The 19,196-nt window shown below is 69.4% G+C and carries 18 protein-coding genes and 2 pseudogenes; 8 read left to right on the forward strand and 12 right to left on the reverse strand.

Translation table 11 applies throughout. The features are described 5' to 3' along the window. Position 1: 1 nt before the first annotated feature. From ACWFRJ_RS04150 to ACWFRJ_RS04175, 6 genes are all read right to left on the reverse strand, one after another. Positions 2-1,105 carry an NAD(P)-binding domain-containing protein gene (locus ACWFRJ_RS04150; protein WP_453524627.1) on the reverse strand — a complete coding sequence of 368 codons (1,104 nt, stop codon included), beginning with the start codon at positions 1,103-1,105 and terminating at the stop codon, positions 2-4. 111 nt (positions 1,106-1,216) lie between these two features. Then, positions 1,217-2,425, reverse strand: a complete 1,209-nt coding sequence (locus ACWFRJ_RS04155; RefSeq protein ID WP_453524628.1) for an LLM class flavin-dependent oxidoreductase — start codon at positions 2,423-2,425, stop codon at positions 1,217-1,219. Positions 2,426-2,427: 2 nt separating this feature from the next. Beyond that, a complete protein-coding gene (locus tag ACWFRJ_RS04160; RefSeq protein WP_453524629.1) occupies positions 2,428-3,471 on the reverse strand; it encodes an ABC transporter substrate-binding protein in 1,044 nt (347 codons plus the stop codon). A 67-nt stretch (positions 3,472-3,538) separates the two neighbouring features. Continuing rightward, positions 3,539-4,360 carry an ABC transporter ATP-binding protein gene (locus ACWFRJ_RS04165; protein WP_453524630.1) on the reverse strand — a complete coding sequence of 274 codons (822 nt, stop codon included), beginning with the start codon at positions 4,358-4,360 and terminating at the stop codon, positions 3,539-3,541. Further along, entirely contained in the window at positions 4,333-5,238 is a 906-nt protein-coding gene (locus ACWFRJ_RS04170; protein ID WP_453524631.1) for an ABC transporter permease, read from the reverse strand. The genes ACWFRJ_RS04165 and ACWFRJ_RS04170 overlap by 28 nt, the downstream gene beginning before the upstream one ends. Before the next feature lie 130 nt (positions 5,239-5,368). Beyond that, positions 5,369-5,452, reverse strand: coding sequence for a putative leader peptide (locus ACWFRJ_RS04175; RefSeq protein ID WP_349817350.1), 84 nt, complete (start codon positions 5,450-5,452; stop codon positions 5,369-5,371). Between the two features lie 100 nt (positions 5,453-5,552). Between ACWFRJ_RS04175 and ACWFRJ_RS04180 the strand changes: the two genes are divergently transcribed. The 4 genes and pseudogenes from ACWFRJ_RS04180 (at position 5,553) to secD (ending at position 9,848) form a co-directional block, all read left to right on the forward strand. Continuing rightward, positions 5,553-5,975 carry a secondary thiamine-phosphate synthase enzyme YjbQ gene (locus tag ACWFRJ_RS04180; RefSeq protein WP_389910736.1) on the forward strand — a complete coding sequence of 141 codons (423 nt, stop codon included), beginning with the start codon at positions 5,553-5,555 and terminating at the stop codon, positions 5,973-5,975. Positions 5,976-6,587: 612 nt separating this feature from the next. Further along, positions 6,588-6,838 (forward strand): annotated as a pseudogene (locus tag ACWFRJ_RS04185) (TetR/AcrR family transcriptional regulator); the annotation flags it as partial. Between the two features lie 154 nt (positions 6,839-6,992). Beyond that, the gene (locus ACWFRJ_RS04190; protein ID WP_453524632.1) at positions 6,993-7,427 is read left to right on the forward strand and encodes a hypothetical protein; all 435 of its coding nucleotides are present in this window, start codon (positions 6,993-6,995) and stop codon (positions 7,425-7,427) included. A 66-nt stretch (positions 7,428-7,493) separates the two neighbouring features. Beyond that, positions 7,494-9,848, forward strand: a complete 2,355-nt coding sequence (gene secD / locus ACWFRJ_RS04195; RefSeq protein WP_453524633.1) for a protein translocase subunit SecD — start codon at positions 7,494-7,496, stop codon at positions 9,846-9,848. A gap of 541 nt (positions 9,849-10,389) precedes the next feature. Here the strand turns inward: secD and ACWFRJ_RS04200 are convergent. After that, positions 10,390-11,859 (reverse strand): non-reducing end alpha-L-arabinofuranosidase family hydrolase, encoded by a 1,470-nt coding sequence (locus ACWFRJ_RS04200; protein WP_453524634.1) that lies wholly within the window; start codon positions 11,857-11,859, stop codon positions 10,390-10,392. A gap of 446 nt (positions 11,860-12,305) precedes the next feature. Between ACWFRJ_RS04200 and ACWFRJ_RS04205 the strand changes: the two genes are divergently transcribed. Both ACWFRJ_RS04205 and ACWFRJ_RS04210 read left to right on the forward strand, forming a co-directional pair. Continuing rightward, entirely contained in the window at positions 12,306-13,736 is a 1,431-nt protein-coding gene (locus ACWFRJ_RS04205; RefSeq protein ID WP_453524635.1) for an endo-1,4-beta-xylanase, read from the forward strand. Between the two features lie 864 nt (positions 13,737-14,600). Next, on the forward strand, positions 14,601-15,242 hold the full coding sequence (locus ACWFRJ_RS04210) for an SMI1/KNR4 family protein (protein ID WP_453524636.1): 642 nt from the start codon (positions 14,601-14,603) through the stop codon (positions 15,240-15,242). Positions 15,243-15,258: 16 nt separating this feature from the next. Here the strand turns inward: ACWFRJ_RS04210 and ACWFRJ_RS04215 are convergent. The 4 genes and pseudogenes from ACWFRJ_RS04215 to ACWFRJ_RS04230 form a co-directional block, all read right to left on the reverse strand. Beyond that, a pseudogene (locus tag ACWFRJ_RS04215) lies at positions 15,259-15,504 on the reverse strand (transposase); the annotation flags it as partial. A 57-nt stretch (positions 15,505-15,561) separates the two neighbouring features. Further along, a complete protein-coding gene (locus ACWFRJ_RS04220; RefSeq protein ID WP_453524637.1) occupies positions 15,562-15,690 on the reverse strand; it encodes a hypothetical protein in 129 nt (42 codons plus the stop codon). A gap of 188 nt (positions 15,691-15,878) precedes the next feature. Continuing rightward, positions 15,879-16,319 (reverse strand): hypothetical protein, encoded by a 441-nt coding sequence (locus tag ACWFRJ_RS04225; RefSeq protein WP_453524638.1) that lies wholly within the window; start codon positions 16,317-16,319, stop codon positions 15,879-15,881. 227 nt (positions 16,320-16,546) lie between these two features. Continuing rightward, complete coding sequence (locus ACWFRJ_RS04230) at positions 16,547-17,065, reverse strand: adenylate kinase (protein WP_453524639.1); 519 nt, start codon at positions 17,063-17,065, stop codon at positions 16,547-16,549. Positions 17,066-17,504: 439 nt separating this feature from the next. Here ACWFRJ_RS04230 and ACWFRJ_RS04235 point away from each other — a divergent pair, with 439 nt between their 5' ends. Next, positions 17,505-18,290, forward strand: coding sequence for an SAM-dependent methyltransferase (locus tag ACWFRJ_RS04235; RefSeq protein ID WP_453524640.1), 786 nt, complete (start codon positions 17,505-17,507; stop codon positions 18,288-18,290). Between the two features lie 144 nt (positions 18,291-18,434). Here ACWFRJ_RS04235 and ACWFRJ_RS04240 read toward each other — a convergent pair whose 3' ends face one another. Beyond that, positions 18,435-18,779: a hypothetical protein gene (locus ACWFRJ_RS04240; protein ID WP_453524641.1), complete on the reverse strand. Its 345-nt coding sequence runs from the start codon at positions 18,777-18,779 to the stop codon at positions 18,435-18,437. A gap of 151 nt (positions 18,780-18,930) precedes the next feature. Here ACWFRJ_RS04240 and ACWFRJ_RS04245 point away from each other — a divergent pair, with 151 nt between their 5' ends. After that, positions 18,931-19,143: a hypothetical protein gene (locus ACWFRJ_RS04245; RefSeq protein WP_453524642.1), complete on the forward strand. Its 213-nt coding sequence runs from the start codon at positions 18,931-18,933 to the stop codon at positions 19,141-19,143. Positions 19,144-19,196 lie beyond the last annotated feature (53 nt).

Below are 19,196 nucleotides of genomic sequence, written 5' to 3' on the forward strand. Positions count from 1 at the left end.
GTCACACCGTGACCGGCGCGACTGCAGCATCCGGTGCGTCCGCCAGGAGCCGCTGAATGTCCCGCACCGCCGCCCGCCCTGCACGGTTCGCGCCGATCGTGCTGGCCGACGGCCCGTAGCCCACCAGGTGGATACGGGGGTCGGCGGCGGCCCGGGTGCCCTCGATCCGGATGCCGCCGCCCGGCTCGCGCAGCCGCAGCGGTGCCAAGTGCTCGATCGCCGCCCGGAATCCGGTGGCCCAGAGAATGACGTCGGCATCGACGCGCCGCCCGTCGTCCCACTCCACGCCGCTCGGCGTGATGCGGTCGAACATCGGGAGCCGGTCGAGCACGCCGTCGGCCCGCGCCTGCCGGACGGCGTCGTTGACGGGCAGCCCCGTCACGGACACCACACTCCGCGGCGCGAGCCCCTGGCGCACCCGCTCCTCGACCATGGCGACGGCCTCGCGCCCCCAGTTCTCGTCGAACGGCCCCTCGCGGAAGACGGGCGGCCGACGGGTGACCCAGGTGGTCCCGGCGGCGTACGGAGCGATCTCCATCAGATGCTGGGTGCCCGAAGCCCCGCCGCCCACGACGATCACCCGCTGCCCCTCGAAGGCCTCGGGCCCGGGATAGACGGCCGTGTGCAACTGCCGTCCACGGAAGGTGTCCTGCCCCGGATAACGCGGCCAGAAGGGCCGGTCCCAGGTACCCGTGGCATTGATCAGGGTGCGGGTCGCCCAGGTCCCGGCCGACGTCTCGACAAGCAGCCGCCCGCCGTCGCCCTCGCGTACCTGGTGTACGTCGACGGGCCGGTGCACCCGCAGATCGAAGCGCCGCTCGTACTCCTCGAAGTACTCCTGGATGACCTCCGACGAGGGACGCGCGGGATCGGCGCCGGTCAGTTCCATGCCGGGAAGCTGGTGCATGCCGTGCACTTTCCCGTACGTGAGCGAGGGCCAGCGGAACTGCCAGGCGCCGCCGGGCCGGGGCGAGTGGTCGAGGACGACGAAGTCCCGGTCCGGCTCGAAGCCGACCCTGCGCAGGTGGAAGGCGCTGGACAGGCCCGCCTGCCCGGCGCCGATGACGACCGCGTCCACTTCTTGTGCGGCTTCTTGCGCCGCCACTTGTGCCGTTTCGATTGCGGCAGCGTCTGCGGCTGTGTCCCGTGCCCCGATGTCGTTCACGTTTCTACTAACTCCATCGGGGCCCGGGATCTTCCCTCACCGGTGTGCGGGTCAGCGTCCGCCCGCCACCAGGAGCGGCGCGCCGCCCGGAGCCGAGGCCGGACGCCCGTTCGCCGCGGGCACCCCGCCCAGCTGCGAGGCCGGAATCCGGGGCAGCAGCCCACGCGCCGCCAGATCCGGGATCACGCCCTCGCCGAACCAGTACGCCTCCTCCAGATGCGGATAGCCCGAGAAGACGAAGTGCTCGACGCCGAGCGCGTGATACTCCTCGATCCGATCGGCGACATCCGCGTGGCTGCCGACGAGCGCGGTGCCCGCGCCGCCCCGTACGAGACCCACGCCCGCCCACAGGTTCGGCGAGATCTCCAGCTTGTCCCGGGAGCCGCCGTGCAGTGCCAGCATCCGCTGCTGGCCGACGGACTCGCTGCGGCCGAGTGCCTGCTGGGCGGCGGCGACGGTGTCCGGGTCGAGGTCGTCGAGCAGCCGGTTCGCGGTGGCCCACGCGTCGGCGGCCGAGTCGCGCGAGATGGTGTGAAGACGGATCCCGAACCGGACCGTGCGGCCCTGCTCCTCGGCGAGCCCACGAATCCAGTCGATCTTCTGCTTGACCTGCTCCGGCGGTTCACCCCACGTCAGATACACATCCGCGTGCCGCGCGGCGACCGGCCCGGCCGCCGCGGACGAACCACCGAAGAACACCTCCGGCAGAGGGTCCGGCGGCAGCGCGGTGAGCCCGCCCTCCACGTCGTAGTGCTCCCCGCGGAAGTCGAAGGGCTTACCGCCCCACACGCCCCGTACGACCGACAGGAACTCATCGGTACGGGCATATCGGTGATCGTGGTCGAGATGGTCGCCGAAGCGTCGCTGCTCGGTCGAGTCGCCGCCCGTGACGACGTTCAGGAGCAGGCGCCCGCGCGTGATGCGCTGATACGTGGACGCCATCTGCGCGGCGAGCACGGGGGAGATGACGCCGGGCCGGAACGCCACCAGGAATTTGAGCCGCTCCGTGTGCTGGGCCAGTGCGACCGTCGTCAGCCAGGCGTCCTCGCACCAGGTGCCGGTCGGGGTCAGCACCGCCTCGAAGCCCAACTGCTCGGCCGCCTTGGCGATCTGGATCAGATAGTCGATGTCGGGGGCCCGCACCCCGCTGACCGGGGTGACACGGGAGCGCTTCACGCCGCCGTCGGTGTAGGCGTGCCGGTCGACGAGGGTGCGACCGTCGCCGCCGGTCGGCAGGAACCAGTTCAGGTGGACGGTCATCGTCAGGACTCCTTCTCGTACGTGCGCGGCTTGCTGGTCGAGGGCGGCAGGTCGCCGTTGAAACGGGGGTCGACGAAGTCGCCGAAGTCGACGCGGCGTGGGATGAGCTTCTGGTCGGTGAAGGTGTCCGCGATCTCCTGCTCGGAGGTGATCACGTTCTTGTCCACGGCCACCGGGACGCGTGTGCCGTTGCTGCGCTTGACTGCGGCGAGTGCGGCCTCGTAGGGCAGGCCGGTGTCCTTCGCCCAGACCTTCGCCCACGCCTCCGGGTGCTTGTAGACCCAGGCCTGGGCCTTCTGCAGCCGCTTGAGGTAGTCGTCGATCGCCGCGGACTTCTTCTTGTCCTTGAGCGCGCCCGGCGCCGCCACCTGGAAGCTGAGGCCGTTCACCAGGCCGTCGCCGTCGGTCAGGATGCGGCCCTTCTTGCTCTCGAGGACCTGCGAGGTGTACGGGTCCCAGACGGCCCAGGCGTCCACCTTGCCGCTGGTGAACGCGGCAAGGGCGTCGGCGGGCTGCAGATACTTGACCTTGACGTCCTTCAGGCCGAGGCCCACCTTCTTGAGGGACGCGATCAGCTGGTAGTTCGCCGACGAACCCTGGGTCACGGCGATGGACTTGCCCTTCAGATCCCCGGCCTTCTTCAGGGACGAGCCGTTCGGGACGAGGATCGCCTCGCCCGACGCGGTGCCGTGGCTCGCGCCCACGACGGTGATCTTCGAGTTCGCTCCGGCGGCGAAGACGGGTGGCGTGTTGCCGACGGCTCCGACGTCCACGGCCTTGGCGTTGATCGCCTCCAGGAGGGGCGGCCCGGAGGTGAAGGTGGACCAGTGGATCTTGTACTTCAGGTCGTCGAGCTCCCCGGCCGCGCGCAGCACGGCCTCCGAACCGCCCTTCTGGTCACCGACGTTGAGGGTGAGCGACCCCTTGCCGTCGGTCCTGCCGCCCGCACCCGCGGACGAGGTGCTGGCGGAGGGGGAGCCGGAGCACGCGGCGAGCAGCAGGGCCGGGGGGAGGAGCAGGGCGGGGGCGGCGAGGTGTCGTCGCATGGTGAGTCCGTTCGGTCCGTTGGGTCTGTTCGTGCTGTTCACGGGGAAGGGGGATACGGGTGGTGGTTCAGGCCGCGGCGGCTTCGGGTGAGGATTCGGGGGAGACGTCCGCAGCGATGTCCGCGTCGACGCCCAAGCGCTGCAGGAGCTCGGCACGCAGCTCGGCGAAGCGCGGATCGGAGATGCCGCGCGGCCGCTCGATGTCGATCTCGGTCTCGTACGCGATGACCCCGTCGTCCATGACGAGCACCCGGTCGGCGAGGAGTACGGCTTCCTCGACGTCGTGCGTGACGAGCAGGACGGCGCAGCCGCGCCGCTGCCACAGTTCGTCGACGAGGCGCTGGGCCTTGATGCGGGTGAGCGCGTCGAGCGCGCCGAACGGCTCGTCGAGCAGCAGCAGATCGGGCTCACGCACCAGAGCGCGGGCCAGCGAGGCACGCTGGGCCTCTCCGCCGGAGAGCGTCTTGGGCCACGCGTTCGTACGGTGCTTGAGGCCGACCTCCTCCAACGCCCGCTCGGCGACGGCGCGTTCGGGCTTCCCCTTGAGGCCGAGCAGGATGTTGCGCCACACGCGCTTCCAGGGCATGAGCCGGGGCGACTGGAACGCGACGGCCTTGCGGCGCGGCACGAGGACCGTACCCTCGATGTCCCGGTCGAGCCCGGCAAGGATGCGAAGGAGGGTCGACTTTCCGCAGCCGCTGCGCCCGAGCAGCGCCACGAACTCGCCGGGGCGTACGTCGAGGTCGAGCTGATCGATGACGGCGCGCCCGTCGAAGGAGCGGGTCAGGCCTTCGACCCGTACGGCTGAAGTGGCCCGCGTCGTGGGGGCGGGCGCCGCGGTGACCGCGGTGGTGGTGGGGGTCACCGGCCGGTGAACGTCGGTCGCCATTGCAGCAGCAGCCTTTCGAGGGTGCGGACGATGAAGTCGGCGATGAGGCCGAGGAAGGCGTAGACGATCAGGCAGACGACGATCACATCGGTCCGCAGGAAGTCACGCGCCTGGACCATCAGGAAGCCGATCCCGGAGTCCGCGTTGATCTGCTCGGCGAAGACGAGGGCGAGCCAGGCGATGCCGAGGGAGTACCGGAGCCCGGTCATCGCACCCGGCAGCGCGCCAGGCAGGATGACGTGGCGCACGAGCCCCCACCGCGAGAGTCCGAGGGACTCCCCGGCCTCGATGAGCTGCGAGTCGACCCCGCGGATTCCCGCGTACACGTTCAGATAGAGCGGGAACGTGACGCCCAGCGTGATGATGGCGACCTTGGGCGCCTCACCGATGCCGAACCAGATGATGAAGAGCGGGATGAGCCCGACGAAGGGCACGGTGCGCAGCATCTGCACGCTGGCGTCGACGAGATCCTCGCCGACGCGGAAGAGCCCCGAGACGAGCGCGAGGGAGATCCCGACGACGGTGCCGAGCAGCATCCCCACGGCGACCCGCTGCAGGGAGACCCCCATGGCGGAGGTCAGCGAACCGTCGCCGAGGAGGTCACGGCCGACGCCGGCGATGGTCCCCGGCGAGGCGAGGATGTCCTGGCTCAACGCCCCTGTGGAGCTGAGGAGTTGCCACAGTGCGAGGAGGGCGACGGGTCCGGAGGTGCGGCGCAGCCAGCGAGGGACGCGGGCGCGGCGGGTGGAAGAGGGGACGATGGGGACGAGATCGAGCTCGGCCGACCGGGCGTCTTGGGTGTCCTGAGCGGGATCGTCGGACTTTGATATATCCGAAATGTCGGACTCGGAGCCCGGTGGGGCATGGCTGATGGTCATGGGTGGGTGCTCCACGGCAGGAGGGAGGGATGCCCGAAGGGCCTACGCGAGGGACGGTGAAATCAACCGCGCGAAGGCGTCAGGGCAGAGAAACGCGAAGGGGGGAGAGCGGGCTGAGGCTGAGAGGGCGTCAGCAGCCGCGACGACACGCAGCAGAAGCCACCCGCAGCAGGTCGATGTGACCGCGCGTGGTGAGCAGAGCTGAACGCAACATGCCGCTGAACGTAGCCAGATCGTCAGCGTACGGTCAATGCCGTCTCGAAAGGCGGACGCCGCGTATCAGCGAATGGGAGAGAGTGAGGGAGGATGGCCCCATGTCCGATGCTTTCACCACCCGTGTCCTGAACGTCACCACCGGTTCGGCCGAGAAGGTCTTCGACCTCACCGACGCCGTCCAGAGCTTCCTGAGCGAGGCGGCATCCGGTCGTGACGGCCTGCTCAACGTCTTCGTCCCCCACGCGACCGCCGGCATCGCGATCCTGGAGACGGGCGCGGGCAGCGACAACGACCTGCTGGCCGCGCTGCACACCCTGCTCCCGGCCGACGACCGCTGGCAGCACCGCCACGGCAGCCCCGGCCATGGCCGCGACCACGTCCTCCCGGCGCTGGTGCCGCCGCATGCGACGTTGCCGGTGCTCGGGGGGCGTCTGGAGCTGGGGACATGGCAGTCGGTGTGTCTGGTGGACACGAACCAGGACAACCCCGACCGTCAGGTCCGGTTGAGCTTCCTGGGCTGACCAGGATCGCCTTCCGGGGTGTGGCCGCCACTTCTCCGTACCCTGCGTGCTCGATACGGAGAGACCTTGAGCGGTACGGACCTGGAAATGATCGAACGTCCCTATGACGGATGCGGAAAGTGCCTACTCGGGGTGCGGCGCCTGTCGCGTGTGAAGGCGGCCACGTCGTCGCCGGAACGCCGGCGGAGCGACGTCATCGCGGCCGCCGCCGCGGTGGGTGGCCACATCATCGGGTGGGCCGACGACTGGGAGGTCTCCGGGGCGACAGACCCCGTGACCCGCCCGTCCGCGGAGCACGGCGTCGGCCGTCGCCATCCGGCCCGGCTCCGACCTGGCGAGCGTCGGCCACGGAGTCGATGAGCGCGAGCATCTCCTCATGCACGTCATCCGGCATCGCAGTGAGCGCCTGGTCGGCCGCGCGCGAGCTCCACCCTGTGCATAACGCCCCCTTGTGATCCTCGGTTTCGGCTTGGTTGGAGGTGAGCTGCCAGCGGAGTTTGTCGTTGGAGGGCCGGTCGCGGCGACCTGGAGTTCTAGGGCTGCGGCGACGTGGGCACGCGTCATGCGTTGATGAGATCCTCCCCGCGGTCGTGGACGGAGATGGCCGCGACGCTCCCCCCCCGCGCCCTGCGCGACCTGGAGGCCGGCGTCACCTCCGGCCGCTTCACCGCGCTCGACCCGTCCGTCGCCCTGGCCGCCCTGGGCGGCACCCTGCTCTCCCTCGTCGAGCTGAGGTTTGCCCGCCCGGAGGTCGACGGGGACGAGGCCGCGTCGACCTGGCCGAGATGGTCCTGCGCATGCTGGGGGTAGCCCCGGACGACGCCCGCGAGGTCTCCCGGCGCCCGCTGCCCGACCTCGGTTGACTCCACCGCGCGGGGCAGCCCCTCCCCGACTGCGCCGCCGGTTGCATAGGGTGGTGGAAGCAGCGCCCCGGCGATCAGTCACCGGACGCCCTGCTCGCCGAAGTACCGATCTCAGCCCCGGGACCAGGTCCACCGCACGAGCAGGGAGGCAACCGTGCCGCAGCGCGCCACGCTCCTCCCGCCCGCCCGGGACGCACGCGCCTCGTGGGTGCTCGCGCTCGCTTCGGCGGCGTTGCTCTCGCTCGTCACGCTGTTCGCGCCCTCGGCGTCGCTCTCCTCCCTGACGCCGCAGCGCGACGCCCCTTCGGTCGGCGCCGACTGGTGCGGGCATCCGCAGGGTCAACCCGCCCCGCACGCCGCCCTCCTGACCACACCCGCGGTCCGCGGCACACCTCCCGATACGACCCCCTTCCCGCATCTCGGGCTGATCACGGCGACGGCGACCGAGTCGGCGTCGCACCGCAGCCACGGCGGACCGGACCAGGCACTCGCGCAGGCCCCGTCCGCCGCTCAGCGTTCCGACGGCCCTGCGGAACCGCGGGCCCCGCCCTCGGCACCACGCAGCGAACTCACCACCGTCAGCGCCTGACCCGTCCGCGCACCGCGTGCGAGGCGGTCGGGCAGCTGCCCCTTCGTCCTGCCGTGGAGCGGTTTCATGTCTCAGACCAAGTCCCGCGCGCCCTTGTGGCGTGCGCTGTTCGCACTCGCGGTGATCGCCGCGTCCCTCGCCGTCGCTCTCACTCAATCCGCCCGCCTCGGCCTCGACCTGCGCGGCGGCACCCAGATCGTCCTGGAGACCAAGAACTCTCCCGACCGGAAGATCAAGGCCGACCCCCGGGCCACCGACCGAGCCCTTGAGGTGCTGCGCCAGCGCGTGGACGCGCTCGGTGTGTCCGAGCCGAGCCTCTCCCGCTCGGGCGACAACCGCATCATCGTCGAGCTGCCGGGAGTTCAGGACCCGCGCGAGGCGGCCGAGGTGATCGGCCGTACGGCCCAACTGACCGTCCATCCCGTCTCCGGCGTCACCGACCGAGCCCCCGAGGGCGAAGGACGCGCCGCCGACGACGGGTCCCGCACACTCCCCGATCCCGACCAGAAGGGCAGCTACCTGCGGCTCGGTGCGTCCTCGTTGACCGGTGACGGCGTGCAGGACGCCGAGGCCGCCTTCGACCAGCAGGGCATGGCCGGATGGACCGTCGGCCTCACCTTCCGCGAGGACGCGAGCGGCGACTGGGCCCGCATCACCGGTGCCGCCGCCTGTGCGGCCCAGGGGTCTCCCGAGCGGCGCGTGGCCATCGTCCTCGACGACAAGGTCATCTCCGCGCCCGGCATGAACCCCGAAGTGCCGTGCGACACCGGCATCACCGGCGGGGACACGCGGATCACCGGTGGGTTCTCCCACGAAGAGGCCCGGGATCTGGCCGCGCTGGTGAAGGGCGGCGCCCTGCCGGTGCCCGTCGACGTCGTCGAGCAGCGGACGGTCGGCGCGACACTCGGCGCCGACGCCATCGCCGCGTCGACGCAGGCCGCACTCATCGGGCTCGCGCTCACCGCGCTGTTCATCATGGTCGTCTACCGACTCCTCGGAGCCCTCGCCACCGTCGCGCTCGCGCTCTACGGACTCATCTCGTACGCGGCCCTCGTGGCCCTCGGGGCGACGCTCACGCTGCCGGGCCTCGCCGGGTTCGTCCTGGCGATCGGCATGGCCGTCGACGCGAACGTGCTCGTCTTCGAACGGGCCCGCGAGGAGTATCTCGGCGCACGGACGAAGTCGCTCGACAAGCCCCTCGCCCGCGGGTTCCGCAAGGCGTGGAGCGCGGTCATCGACTCCAACGTCACCACGCTGCTGGCCGCGGGCCTGCTGTTCTTCTTCGCCACCGGCCCCGTCAAGGGCTTCGGTGTGACGCTGTCCATCGGCGTCGTCGCGTCGATGGTCTCCGCGCTCGTCGTCACCCGTGTGCTCGCCGAATTCGCCGTACGCCGCCGCTCCGTGCGCGAGCGGCCCGGCATCACCGGCATCACGTCGACGGGTCGGGTACGCGCGTGGATCGCGCGACGCGACCCACAGATCGTGCGGCACCGCAGGCGCTGGCTCGGCGTCAGCGCGCTGCTCGTGGTGGTCGCGCTCGCCGGGATCGCGGTGCGCGGTCTCGCCTTCGGGGTGGAGTTCACGGGCGGCCGGCTCGTCGAGTACTCCACGAGCCGGACGGTCGACGTGGACACGGCACGGACCGTCGTGGCCGACGCCGGTTTCCCCCGTGCCGTGGTCCAGGAGTCCGGCGACGGCGACATCTCCGTACGCACGGGCGAGCTCACGGACGACGAGCAGCACACCATCAAGAACGCGCTGGAGAAGCCGGGAGGCGAGGTCACCGTCGAGCGCGACGAGATGATCGGCCCGAGCCTCGGTGACGAGCTGCGGGTGAAGGCGCTGATCGCGCTGGGGATCGCCGTCGCCGCGCAGCTCGTCTATCTGAGCGTGCGGTTCCGGTGGACGTTCGCCGCGGCGGCCGTCAGCGCGATGGTGCACGACGTACTGGTCGTGGTCGGTCTGTTCGCCTGGCTCGGCAAGCCGGTGGACAGCGTCTTCCTCGCCGCGTTGCTCACCGTCATCGGCTACTCGGTCAACGACACCGTCGTCGTCTTCGACCGGGTGCGGGAGGCCCGGCGGCGCGATCCGCGCACGGACCTGGAACACACCGCGAACAGGGCCGTCCTCCAGACCCTGCCGCGCACCGTCAACACCGGCATGGGGGCGCTCTTCATCCTCGCCGCGCTGACCGTGCTCGGCGGGGACTCGCTCGCCGACTTCTCGCTCGCGCTGATCGCGGGCGTGGTGATCGGCACGGTGTCCACCGTGTTCGCCGCGGTGCCGACGGCGGTGACGCTGGAGCGGCGCCGCCCTGCGCGGGAGCCGCGTCGTGATCGCGGAGGTTCCACCGGCGGCGGGACGGGCGGCCCCCTTGAGGCGCGGCGCGCGGCACGGGAGCAGAACGGCGCGGTCGTCTGACCTCAGCAGGACCTCAGCAGGAGCGGCTGCGGGCCGCCGCCGGGCGCACGCTCGGCGGCGGCCCGAACTCCACGCTGGCTTGACGAGTAGGCGGCGGAGAAGACCGACGGGCAGTCGAGCAGGGAGTGCCTGTCGCGACCGCAGAGCGAGAACGCATCTCTTCGAGCGCCAGCTCGGCCTCCGACAGATCTTCATCGGTGGGATGACCTGCCGCGACGCCGGCAGACAGTCTGAACTCATCCACGGCGCCTAGATGTTCGAGCCACGCATATTCGACGCACGTGACGCACGTTTGAAGCATGGGCGGCGCATTGCCTGATGGGTCGTCACGCGTGGCTCAGGGCTGCCGACCGGGGCACGCGCTCGCGCGGAGGTGGCCCCCGCAGCGGGGTGATGAGGCCGACTGCCGCGCGGTTGGTCGGCCCCGCCGCTCGGGCCGGGGGCGGGTATCGGTCTCAAGTGGTCTAGGCGCACCGGAGCGGGGCGGGATGTCACGTGCGCTGATCCGGCTCCCTGCTGGAGCCGGATCAGCGTCATGCCGTCAGTGCTGCAGGGTGAGCAGACCCGGGCGGTAGGGCAGAAGGCCGTAGTCACCGCCTGAGCCGGGGCTGCGCCCCTGGTAGAGGAACTGCAGCTTGCAGGGATCGACGGTCATGGTCTGATCGGGGCTGGTGCGGATCAGTTCGCCGTGGCTGATGTCGTTGGTCCAGGTGGCGCCACTGTTGGCCTTGCCGGCGAAGGGGTTGCTCTCCGTCGCTGCCTGGGGCGTCCATGAGCCGTTCAGGCTGGTCGCCGTGAACGAGCGGAAGTAGCGGCCCTGCGAGCCGATCGCCTCGACGATCATGAGGTAGCGGTTCTGGCCCTGCAGCTTGTAGACCTGCGGGGCTTCGAACAGGTTGTTCGTCGTGTCGCTCATGACCACGGTCGAGGTCGTGCCGAAGCTGCCCGGGAAGTTCCCGATCGGCATGCCGGCCCGGTAGATCTTGCCGTTGTCACCGGCGAAGAACAGATACATGTTCGTCCCGTCACCGATGAGCGTCTGGTCGATGGGTCCGGTTCCGGAGCCGGCGATGCTTCCGGAGAAGAGCACCTGCGGGGACGACCAGCCGTTCGGGTTGGTGGGGTCGCTCGACGTCCGGTACGAGAAGGCGCTCCCGCCCCACTGGTAGGTGAGCACCCAGATGTTCTTCGGCGCGAAGTAGAAGAGCGTGGGCGCGACGGTGGGCGTCGACATCGTGTTCTGGCCGGCCGATGCCATCTCCGACCAGTTGGTGAACAGGTTGAAGTTCATCGAACCCCAGCTCGTCCCCGTGTCGTGCGTCGTCGCGTAGACGAGCTGCTTGCCGTTGTAGGGGACGACGGTGAAGTCCTTGAGCGACACCCACCCCGACTTGGGCTGTGCCAGCGCGCCCGTCGATGTCCAGCGGTAGGACGACGGAAGATCGCACGAGCCGGGGCTGTCGTCGCCGACCTTGACGAGTTTCCACTGCTGGTTGGCGCCGCCCCAGTCGTCGTACTGGACGATGTTCGCGTTGTCGGCGGTGGAGCCGCCCTGCACTTCGAGGGCCTTGTCGCTGTGGCGTGAGACGAGCCGCACGTAGCCGTCCGAGCTGTCGGCCAGCCGCCACTGCTGGTTGGCGGCGTTCAGGTCGGTCCACTGGACGATCGAGCCGCCGTTCGCGGTGGACCAGTTGTTGACGTCAAGGACCTTGCCCGAGAGGCGGGACTTGACGCGGTAGTAGCCGTCACCGGAGTCGACGAACTGCCACTGCTGCTGGCTCTGATCGTTTCTGGGCCACTGAGCGATGCGGGCGCCGTCGTTGGTCGCCATGTTGTAGACGTCCAGGGCTTTGCCGCTGTTGCGGTTGACCAGGACGTATGAGGCGTTGGAGTCGATGGTCGCCGCGGCGGCGGCGGGCTGGGCGCTGAGGAAGGCGGCCATGAGCAACAGGGGTGACAGGACGGTGACCAGGCGTCTGAGACGGGGCGGGGACGAGTGGCGTAACCACATCGGAGGGCCTCCATGGGGGCAGGGGACGCGGCAGGCAGGGGCAGAGACGGTTCCGAAAGTTTCCGGAAGATTCCCGGATCCATTGACGCCACAAGCTAGGAACGCGGGTCCCTCCGGTCAAGGCCTGTCTCCGATCTGGCCGCAAACCACGCCTCTTCCCCGAGGTTGACGATTTGCCACGTCGATCGATGAGGTTCCGGAAGTTTCGGGAGAGGAACGGAAATTTCTTCTGCGTGGAGTGTTGACGATCCACCGTCAATCGCTCGACCATTCCTGTCTGAGAAGCCGATCACTGTTCGAGATATCGACCTGTGCCGGCTCTGAACACTCTGTGCCCAACGGAGATCCTCGCACCGCCGCTCGCCCCGTCCGCCTGCCGAGTGGGAGCGGGCGACGCATACCCCGCGCTTCAGTCCTTTCGCCATCTCGACTTTGGAGGCACCGTCATGAACTTGTCCGCCCTTCCCAGACCCGCTGTCCGCCGAAAGCTCCGCGGTCTGCTGTTATCGCTGGCCGTCGCTGTCCTCGCGCTGGTCGCCGCACTGGTAGTACCGCCGACCGCACACGCGGCCGAGAGCACGCTCGGCGCCGCGGCCGCGCAGAGCGGCCGCTACTTCGGCACCGCCATCGCCTCGGGCAAGCTGGGCGAATCGGCGTACACGACGATCGCGGGCCGTGAGTTCAACTCGGTGACGGCCGAGAACGAGATGAAGATCGACGCCACCGAACCGCAGCGCGGCCAGTTCAACTTCACCGCCGGCGACCGCGTCTACAACTGGGCGGTGCAGAACGGCAAGCAGGTGCGCGGCCACACCCTGGCCTGGCACTCCCAGCAGCCCGGCTGGATGCAGAGCCTCAGCGGCAGCACCCTGCGCCAGGCGATGATCGACCACATCAACGGCGTGATGGGCCACTACAAGGGCAAGATCGCCCAGTGGGACGTCGTGAACGAGGCATTTGCCGACGGCAGTTCGGGAGCCCGGCGCGACTCCAACCTGCAGCGCACCGGCAACGACTGGATCGAGGCCGCCTTCCGTGCCGCGCGCGCCGCCGACCCGGCCGCCAAGCTCTGCTACAACGACTACAACGTCGAGAACTGGACCTGGGCCAAGACCCAGGCCATGTACGCCATGGTCAAGGACTTCAAGCAGCGCGGTGTGCCGATCGACTGCGTCGGCTTCCAGTCCCACTTCAACAGCGGCAGCCCCTACAACAGCAACTTCCGCACCACCCTGCAGAACTTCGCCGCCCTCGGCGTCGACGTGGCCGTCACCGAACTCGACATTCAGGGCGCCTCGGCCACGACCTACGCCAATGTGACCAACGACTGCCTGGCCGTTTCGCGCTGCCTCGGCATCACCGTCTGGGGCGTGCGCGACACCGACTCCTGGCGATCGCAGGACACGCCGCTGCTGTTCAACGGCGACGGCAGCAAGAAGCCCGCCTACACCGCCGTCCTCAACGCACTCAACGGCGGCTCCACCACGCCTCCTTCGGACGCCGGACAGATCAAGGGCGTCGGCTCGGGCCGCTGCCTGGACGTCCCCAACTCCAGTACCACCGACGGCACCCAGCTCCAGCTGTGGGACTGTTCAGGCAGCACCAATCAGCAGTGGACGTACACCGCCGCCGGTGAACTCAGGGTCTACGGAAACAAGTGCCTGGACGCGGGCGGCACCGGCAACGGCACCAAGGTTCAGATCCACAGCTGCTGGGGCGCCGACAACCAGAAGTGGCGCCTCAACTCCGACGGCTCCATTGTCGGCGTCCAGTCCGGCCTCTGCCTCGACGCCGTCGGGGCCGGCACGGCCAACGGCACCCTGATCCAGCTCTACTCCTGCTCAAACGGCAGCAACCAGCGCTGGACACGCACCTGATAAGGCCGGCCGCTCCCGAAATCGCGGATCGATAAGGGCCCACGGCGCGGCTTCCCGCGCCCCCTCACGAACGCGTGCTCGTACGCCGGGGTCGCCGCCATGGTGGCGGCGACCCCCGGCGATCAGCATGTTCGCCGGGGGAGCGCCCGCTCCCACGGGGGTGCACGCGTCCTGCCGGGTCAGCCGCGGCCGGCCCACTCCACGACGGTGTCGGCGAACTCCTTCGGCACCTGCTCCGGCGCCGCCACATGTCCGCCGGACAGCACTCTGGTCGGACACAGCCCCGGAAGCGGGCCGCCACCTCGACGGCGACCACTCCGCCGGTATGGTGCCCGACCAGGTGGAAGCGGTCCAGACCGAGCGCCTCGACCAGGTCGCCGACGCTCCGTAGCCCAGGGTGTCCATCGCGATCGCCCGATACCGGGCACCGACCAGAGGGAACACGTCGAGGTACGCCGTCCAGGAGCGTGGCGTCCGGTGGAGCAGTAGCACGGGCTCGCCGTCGCCGGACTCCACGTAGGGCAACTGGCCGAAGCTGCCGGCCCTGTGACGAAAGCGATCCACAGATGACGGACACGACGGACGCGAGCTCACCGCATCCGTCCAGAGGCTCCACTTTCGCGGGCATGCAACCCTCGCCCTTTGTCCGCGCCTGAGTCACTTGCGCTGCGGTTGGCTCGTCCGCTGAGGCGGATCGAGGGCGCGGGGCACGAACCATGGTTGGAGCAGTCCGACGCCGTGCATGTGCCCCTATGGCGATTCGTTCAGGGTGCGGTGGATGTCCAGGCGGTGTCGTCAAATGCCACGCCCGCATCGGAGCGGTACGGGCGGCAGCCATCGGCATTGTCATAGCCACCTGGCACCATGATCGGCGTGAGTGAGACAACTGAGCCTGAAGAGAATGAAGTTGCCGCTGTTCTGATCACGCCGGAGGAGTGGCGTGTCTTTCTGGAGGGATACGGCGAGCTGTACGTGAAGGTCCGTGCCGAGGGTGAAGAGTTGGTCGACCTGCTGGACGACGATCAGCTGGAGGCTCTGGATCGAGGGGAGAGGGTTGAGCCGTGGTTGGGTGAAGCCCCTGCTCGGGAGGAAGCTCTGGTGGCATCCGAGGAGCGGCTCGGAGTGCGGTTCCCGCCGAGCCTGCGGGGATTCTTCCTGGCGAGCGACGGGTGGACGCGCCTGGATGGCTGGGTGGACGACGTCCATCCGTGCGGCAGCGTCGTGTGGATGCGGGACAGCGAGGCCGGCAGAAGCGTGATCGCGACCTACGACTCGATACCCGGCAACGAGGACGATGTTCAGTTGTTTCGCCGGTCCATCGAAATCGCCCGGGGAGAGGACTTCTGGCTGCTCGATCCGACCGACGTCGGGCCGGGCGGCGAGTGGGCCGCCTACGAGTTCGCGCCGAAGTACGGCGACACGACGAAGTACCCCAGCTTCTCCGCGCTGTTCCACTCCGGGTACGCGAGCATGGAGGAGGATGAGGACGAGGAGGACATGGACTGAGTTGGTTCGTCAGCCTTCACGCCCACATCAGGAGTGATGCGAGGGCGACGGCCGCTTCGTAGGACTGAGCGGTTTTGTCGTACCGGGTGGCGATCCCTCGCCACCGCTTCAAGCGGGTGAAGCAGCGTTCCACGACGTTGCGGCGCTTGTAGACCTCACGGTCGAAGCCCGGCGGGCGGCCTGTCCGGCTGCCTCGCCGGGCCCGGTTTCCGGCCTGGTCGGCCCGCTCGGGGATGGTGTGCGAGATGCCCTTGCGGCGGAGCCACGCGCGGTTGTCCTAATGGAGTTTGGTGGACACGAACCAGGACAACCCCGACCGTCAGGTGCGGTTGAGTTTCCTGGGCTGATCGAGATCGGCGCCCAGGGCGTGGCCGCCACAGGGAAGCTCGGCCGCGGCCCTCTCGTACGTGGCGATGGCCTCATCGCCCAGGACGGAGCACGCCTCCACCAGAGCCTTGGTGACTGACGCACAGGCACGCGCTGTGTTTTCGGTGCGGCCCCCTGCCATGGCTGCGGCGACCGGCGGCATTGACCCGTAGCTGGGCACGGGCGGGCAACGTGGGTCAGCTCGTGCCAGGACAGGTCGGAGTGGGCCGACGGTTCAGCTCGGCGCGGGTGTGCGCTGGTGATCCCTGGTCAGCGGCGGCCGGTGGCCAGGATGACGAGGAACTGGCCGCCTCCCGGCTGGATGTCGGCGGTCACCGGCAGCCCCGGTACCAGTCGGGAGAACCGGTCCACCAGCCAATCCGCCGCCTCTTGGGCGTCCCGCTTGGTCGGACAGCGGCCTACCATCTCGCGGCCCCCCTTGCGCTCCAGCCTCTCGGCAACGGTGATCAGCGGCGCGGGTTCGACCACGTACAGGCGGTCAGGCCAGGCGATGGTCACCTTGACCGCGCCCTTGCGCGTGTTGCATCCGCGGTGCGCGAGCCGCTCGGCGACCTTGGCCTTCCGGTCGGCAGTCCGGCTGTCGACACTGGGCCCCCGCGGGTCGTTGACCGACTCGTCGGGGTCGACCGCTTCGTCACACACCCAGCACTGCCAGCCGTCGCGCTCGGCCACATCATCAAGGAGACTCATCCGAGCAAACTAGCCTGCCCGGCCGCCACCCCGCGCACCAGGGCACCGGCGAATGCTTAACACATCGGGTGTGCCGACGATTGGGAGGTATCCGGGGCGACAGGCCCCGCAACTCTGCGCCACGCCATGTTCGACGACAAGGGCATCCACCCCGGCCTCGGCTACCCGGCAGGACTGGCGTAGCCCTTCTGTCCAGCCGACCGCTCCTTTGATCCGCCGGTAGCGGATCAGAGGGATGCCAGCCAGGCCGTGGTGTCGCTGGGGTAGCTGAAGCGGAGCGTGTCGAGTGGGGCGAAGCGCGGGTCGCGGATCCGATGCCCGATGTCGCGGCGGCGTGACGCGTGCTGGGACCAGGCCCACCAGGCGGGATGCTCCCGGTTCAGCCAGTCCCTCCAGGTTTCCCGGTTACCGCCGAAGAGCACCTCCCGCGTGACGGTGCGGCGCAAGGACCGGCGCAGGACCCGGGGCATGACGACACGTTTCGGATAGTCCAGCCAGATCACCGTGTCGGCCCGCACCCACAACAGATCACGGACTTCGGGAGTTCCGAGGGAGTCGAAAATCCAGCGCGATGGGGACGTCAGCCTTGATACGTCCTCGGCCAGCCTGTTGTTCGTGGCCCAGTTGGGGCCGTTGTAGTGCAGCGCATCCAGCTCGCGGTACGGCAGGCCCAGCCGACTGCTCAGGGCGCGGGCCAGCGTCGATTTACCCGCACCCGTGACACCCACCACCAAGATCCGCTCCACGCGGTGCAACATATCCCAGCGCGTGGTGCAACACCCGGCCGCCCGCGCCGTCAGGGGCCGACGCCACGACCCTGACCAGGCAGGTGACCCTGGCTACAAGATCACGCGACTCCGCAACGGTCCTGCGCCCCGGACCTGCGATGCTGAGCAGGGTCGCCCACCGGATTCCCCGGTCGAGAGAACCACGGGCGACCGCTTCCTTGAACGCGTTGCCTGCGAGGCGGAAGGCCGCGGCCCATTCGGTGACGGGGTGCAGCAGGCCCTGCGGGCCGAACAGTGGCCCCTCCGAGCTGGTGTCACTGAGGGGACTTCCCGGATGTCCTGGCGGACTCTGCAAGCGCTAACAGCGCTAACACCGTTCATATGAAGGTCAGTTGGCATGAAACACTGCTCAGTGCCAGCCACTCCGCCCGCCTTCCCACGACGATGGAGTCCGCCCATGACGGCACCCTCACCCGGCCCCCGCATCGACACCAGTCAGGCGCACCCCGCACGGGTTTACGACTGGCTGCTCGGCGGCAAGGACAACTACCCCGTCGACGAGGCAGTGGGCGAGAAGCTGCCGCCCGAGGTGCGCATCGGCGCCCTGCAGAACCGCGCGTTCATGAACCGGGCCGCCGCCCATCTCGCGGGGCTGGGCGTCGACCAGTTCCTCGACATCGGCGCCGGTATCCCCACCGCGCCCAATCTGCACCAGATCGTGCAGCGCATTGAGCCGTCCTCGAAGGTCGTCTACACCGACAACGACCCCATCGTGCTGCGCCACGCGGAGGCCCTGCTGGTCAGCAGCCCCGAAGGCGCAACCGACTACATCCAGGCCGATGTGCGTGAGCCGGAGGCGATCCTCGAACACGCCCGAACCGTCCTGGACTTCGGCCGTCCGATCGGTCTTTCGCTGATCGCGCTGATGCACTTCGTCGCGGACGAGCAGGACCCGTACGGCATCGTCGCCACGCTGGTCTCGGCCCTGCCGTCCGGCAGCCACCTGGTGCTCTCGCACGCCTCCAACGACATCTTCCCTGAGGTGGCGGAGCAGGCCACCGAGCAGTACGCGAGGAGCGGTATGACGCTCGCGCTCCGCTCCCGGGAGGAGACGGTCCGCTTTACCGAGGGCCTGGAGCCCGTCGAGCCCGGCCTGGTGACGGCCCCCGAGTGGTTCCGCGAGCAACCCGCGCCGCAGCCCGAGCCGAGCGGGATGTACGCGGTGGTGGCACGGGTTCCCTGACCGTAGGAGGTCAGTTCACGAGCGCTGTACCTGGCACGCGAGGGCGGCGCCCCTCAGCAGAACCTTGTGGCAGCCTGGCTGCGAGAGCCAGGTCGGTCAGATGGCGCCGCTTGGCCCCACCATGGCTTCGTGTGCGTGGGCGCCTCACCCGCGCACGGTGACGTCCAGCCGCTCCGAGGCCCGCCATTCGCCGGACGGGCGGCTGATGACATAGCTGACTCGCGTTGCCCCCGGAACCGGCCGCGAGACGGTGAAGACCATGATCTGGCCCACCTCTGCCGTGTCGACGAGGTGCGTGTCGATCCGAGAGGTGCGCAGGACTCCCGTGTCCCACCTCAAGTGGACCAAGTCTCCGCCGCCCATGCCCTCGTACGGTGTGACGAGGACGACGAGTTGCTGTGTCCCGTCGATCTCGGCGACGCTGTCGATCGCCGTGTCGATCCTGGGAGCGGCCAGCAACTCGACGTACCCATAGGACACGTCCTCCATTTTGGCTCCTTCACATCTCCCTGGCGCACTGCGACCGGTGGCCAGAGAGGGCGACGCGCCGGACCTGTTGCACCCATCATCCACGGGACGGCAGCCTCCGTACACGGCCTGTCCCTCCTCGAAGTGCGCCCTGTTGAACTGCGTCAGGACCGTGCCTCTGGCGGCGGCTTCCTCCAGCTGGCCGCGCGAGTTGCGCGACCGGCTGGGCATCGGTGAAGGCGCGGCCATGGATGCCGTCGCCACGGCCACGGCCACGGCCACGGGCATGGCCGGGGCGCTGTGGCAGATGTCGGCCCCTGGCACCCAGCTGTGTGCGCTCGACGAAGCCCGTCCCGAGCTGGCGCACGCGCGGGTCGACGTCTAACCTCGCCTCGCGCGCATCCTGACCGCCCTGCTGACGGGGATGCGCCACGTCTG

It is taken from the genome of Streptomyces sp. NPDC055239 (assembly GCF_053606205.1).

Bases quoted from the DNA above. Each gene is read 5' to 3' on its own strand.
- ACWFRJ_RS04155 (WP_453524628.1), bottom strand. From the start codon at position 2,425: ATGACCGTCCACCTGAACTGGTTCCTGCCGACCGGCGGCGACGGTCGC.
- ACWFRJ_RS04160 (WP_453524629.1), bottom strand. From the start codon at position 3,471: ATGCGACGACACCTCGCCGCCCCCGCCCTGCTCCTCCCCCCGGCCCTG.
- ACWFRJ_RS04165 (WP_453524630.1), bottom strand. From the start codon at position 4,360: ATGGCGACCGACGTTCACCGGCCGGTGACCCCCACCACCACCGCGGTC.
- ACWFRJ_RS04170 (WP_453524631.1), bottom strand. From the start codon at position 5,238: ATGACCATCAGCCATGCCCCACCGGGCTCCGAGTCCGACATTTCGGAT.
- ACWFRJ_RS04175 (WP_349817350.1), bottom strand. From the start codon at position 5,452: ATGTTGCGTTCAGCTCTGCTCACCACGCGCGGTCACATCGACCTGCTG.
- ACWFRJ_RS04180 (WP_389910736.1), top strand. From the start codon at position 5,553: ATGTCCGATGCTTTCACCACCCGTGTCCTGAACGTCACCACCGGTTCG.
- secD (WP_453524633.1), top strand. From the start codon at position 7,494: ATGTCTCAGACCAAGTCCCGCGCGCCCTTGTGGCGTGCGCTGTTCGCA.
- ACWFRJ_RS04200 (WP_453524634.1), bottom strand. From the start codon at position 11,859: ATGTGGTTACGCCACTCGTCCCCGCCCCGTCTCAGACGCCTGGTCACC.
- ACWFRJ_RS04205 (WP_453524635.1), top strand. From the start codon at position 12,306: ATGAACTTGTCCGCCCTTCCCAGACCCGCTGTCCGCCGAAAGCTCCGC.
- ACWFRJ_RS04210 (WP_453524636.1), top strand. From the start codon at position 14,601: ATGATCGGCGTGAGTGAGACAACTGAGCCTGAAGAGAATGAAGTTGCC.
- ACWFRJ_RS04225 (WP_453524638.1), bottom strand. From the start codon at position 16,319: ATGAGTCTCCTTGATGATGTGGCCGAGCGCGACGGCTGGCAGTGCTGG.
- ACWFRJ_RS04235 (WP_453524640.1), top strand. From the start codon at position 17,505: ATGACGGCACCCTCACCCGGCCCCCGCATCGACACCAGTCAGGCGCAC.
- ACWFRJ_RS04240 (WP_453524641.1), bottom strand. From the start codon at position 18,779: ATGGAGGACGTGTCCTATGGGTACGTCGAGTTGCTGGCCGCTCCCAGG.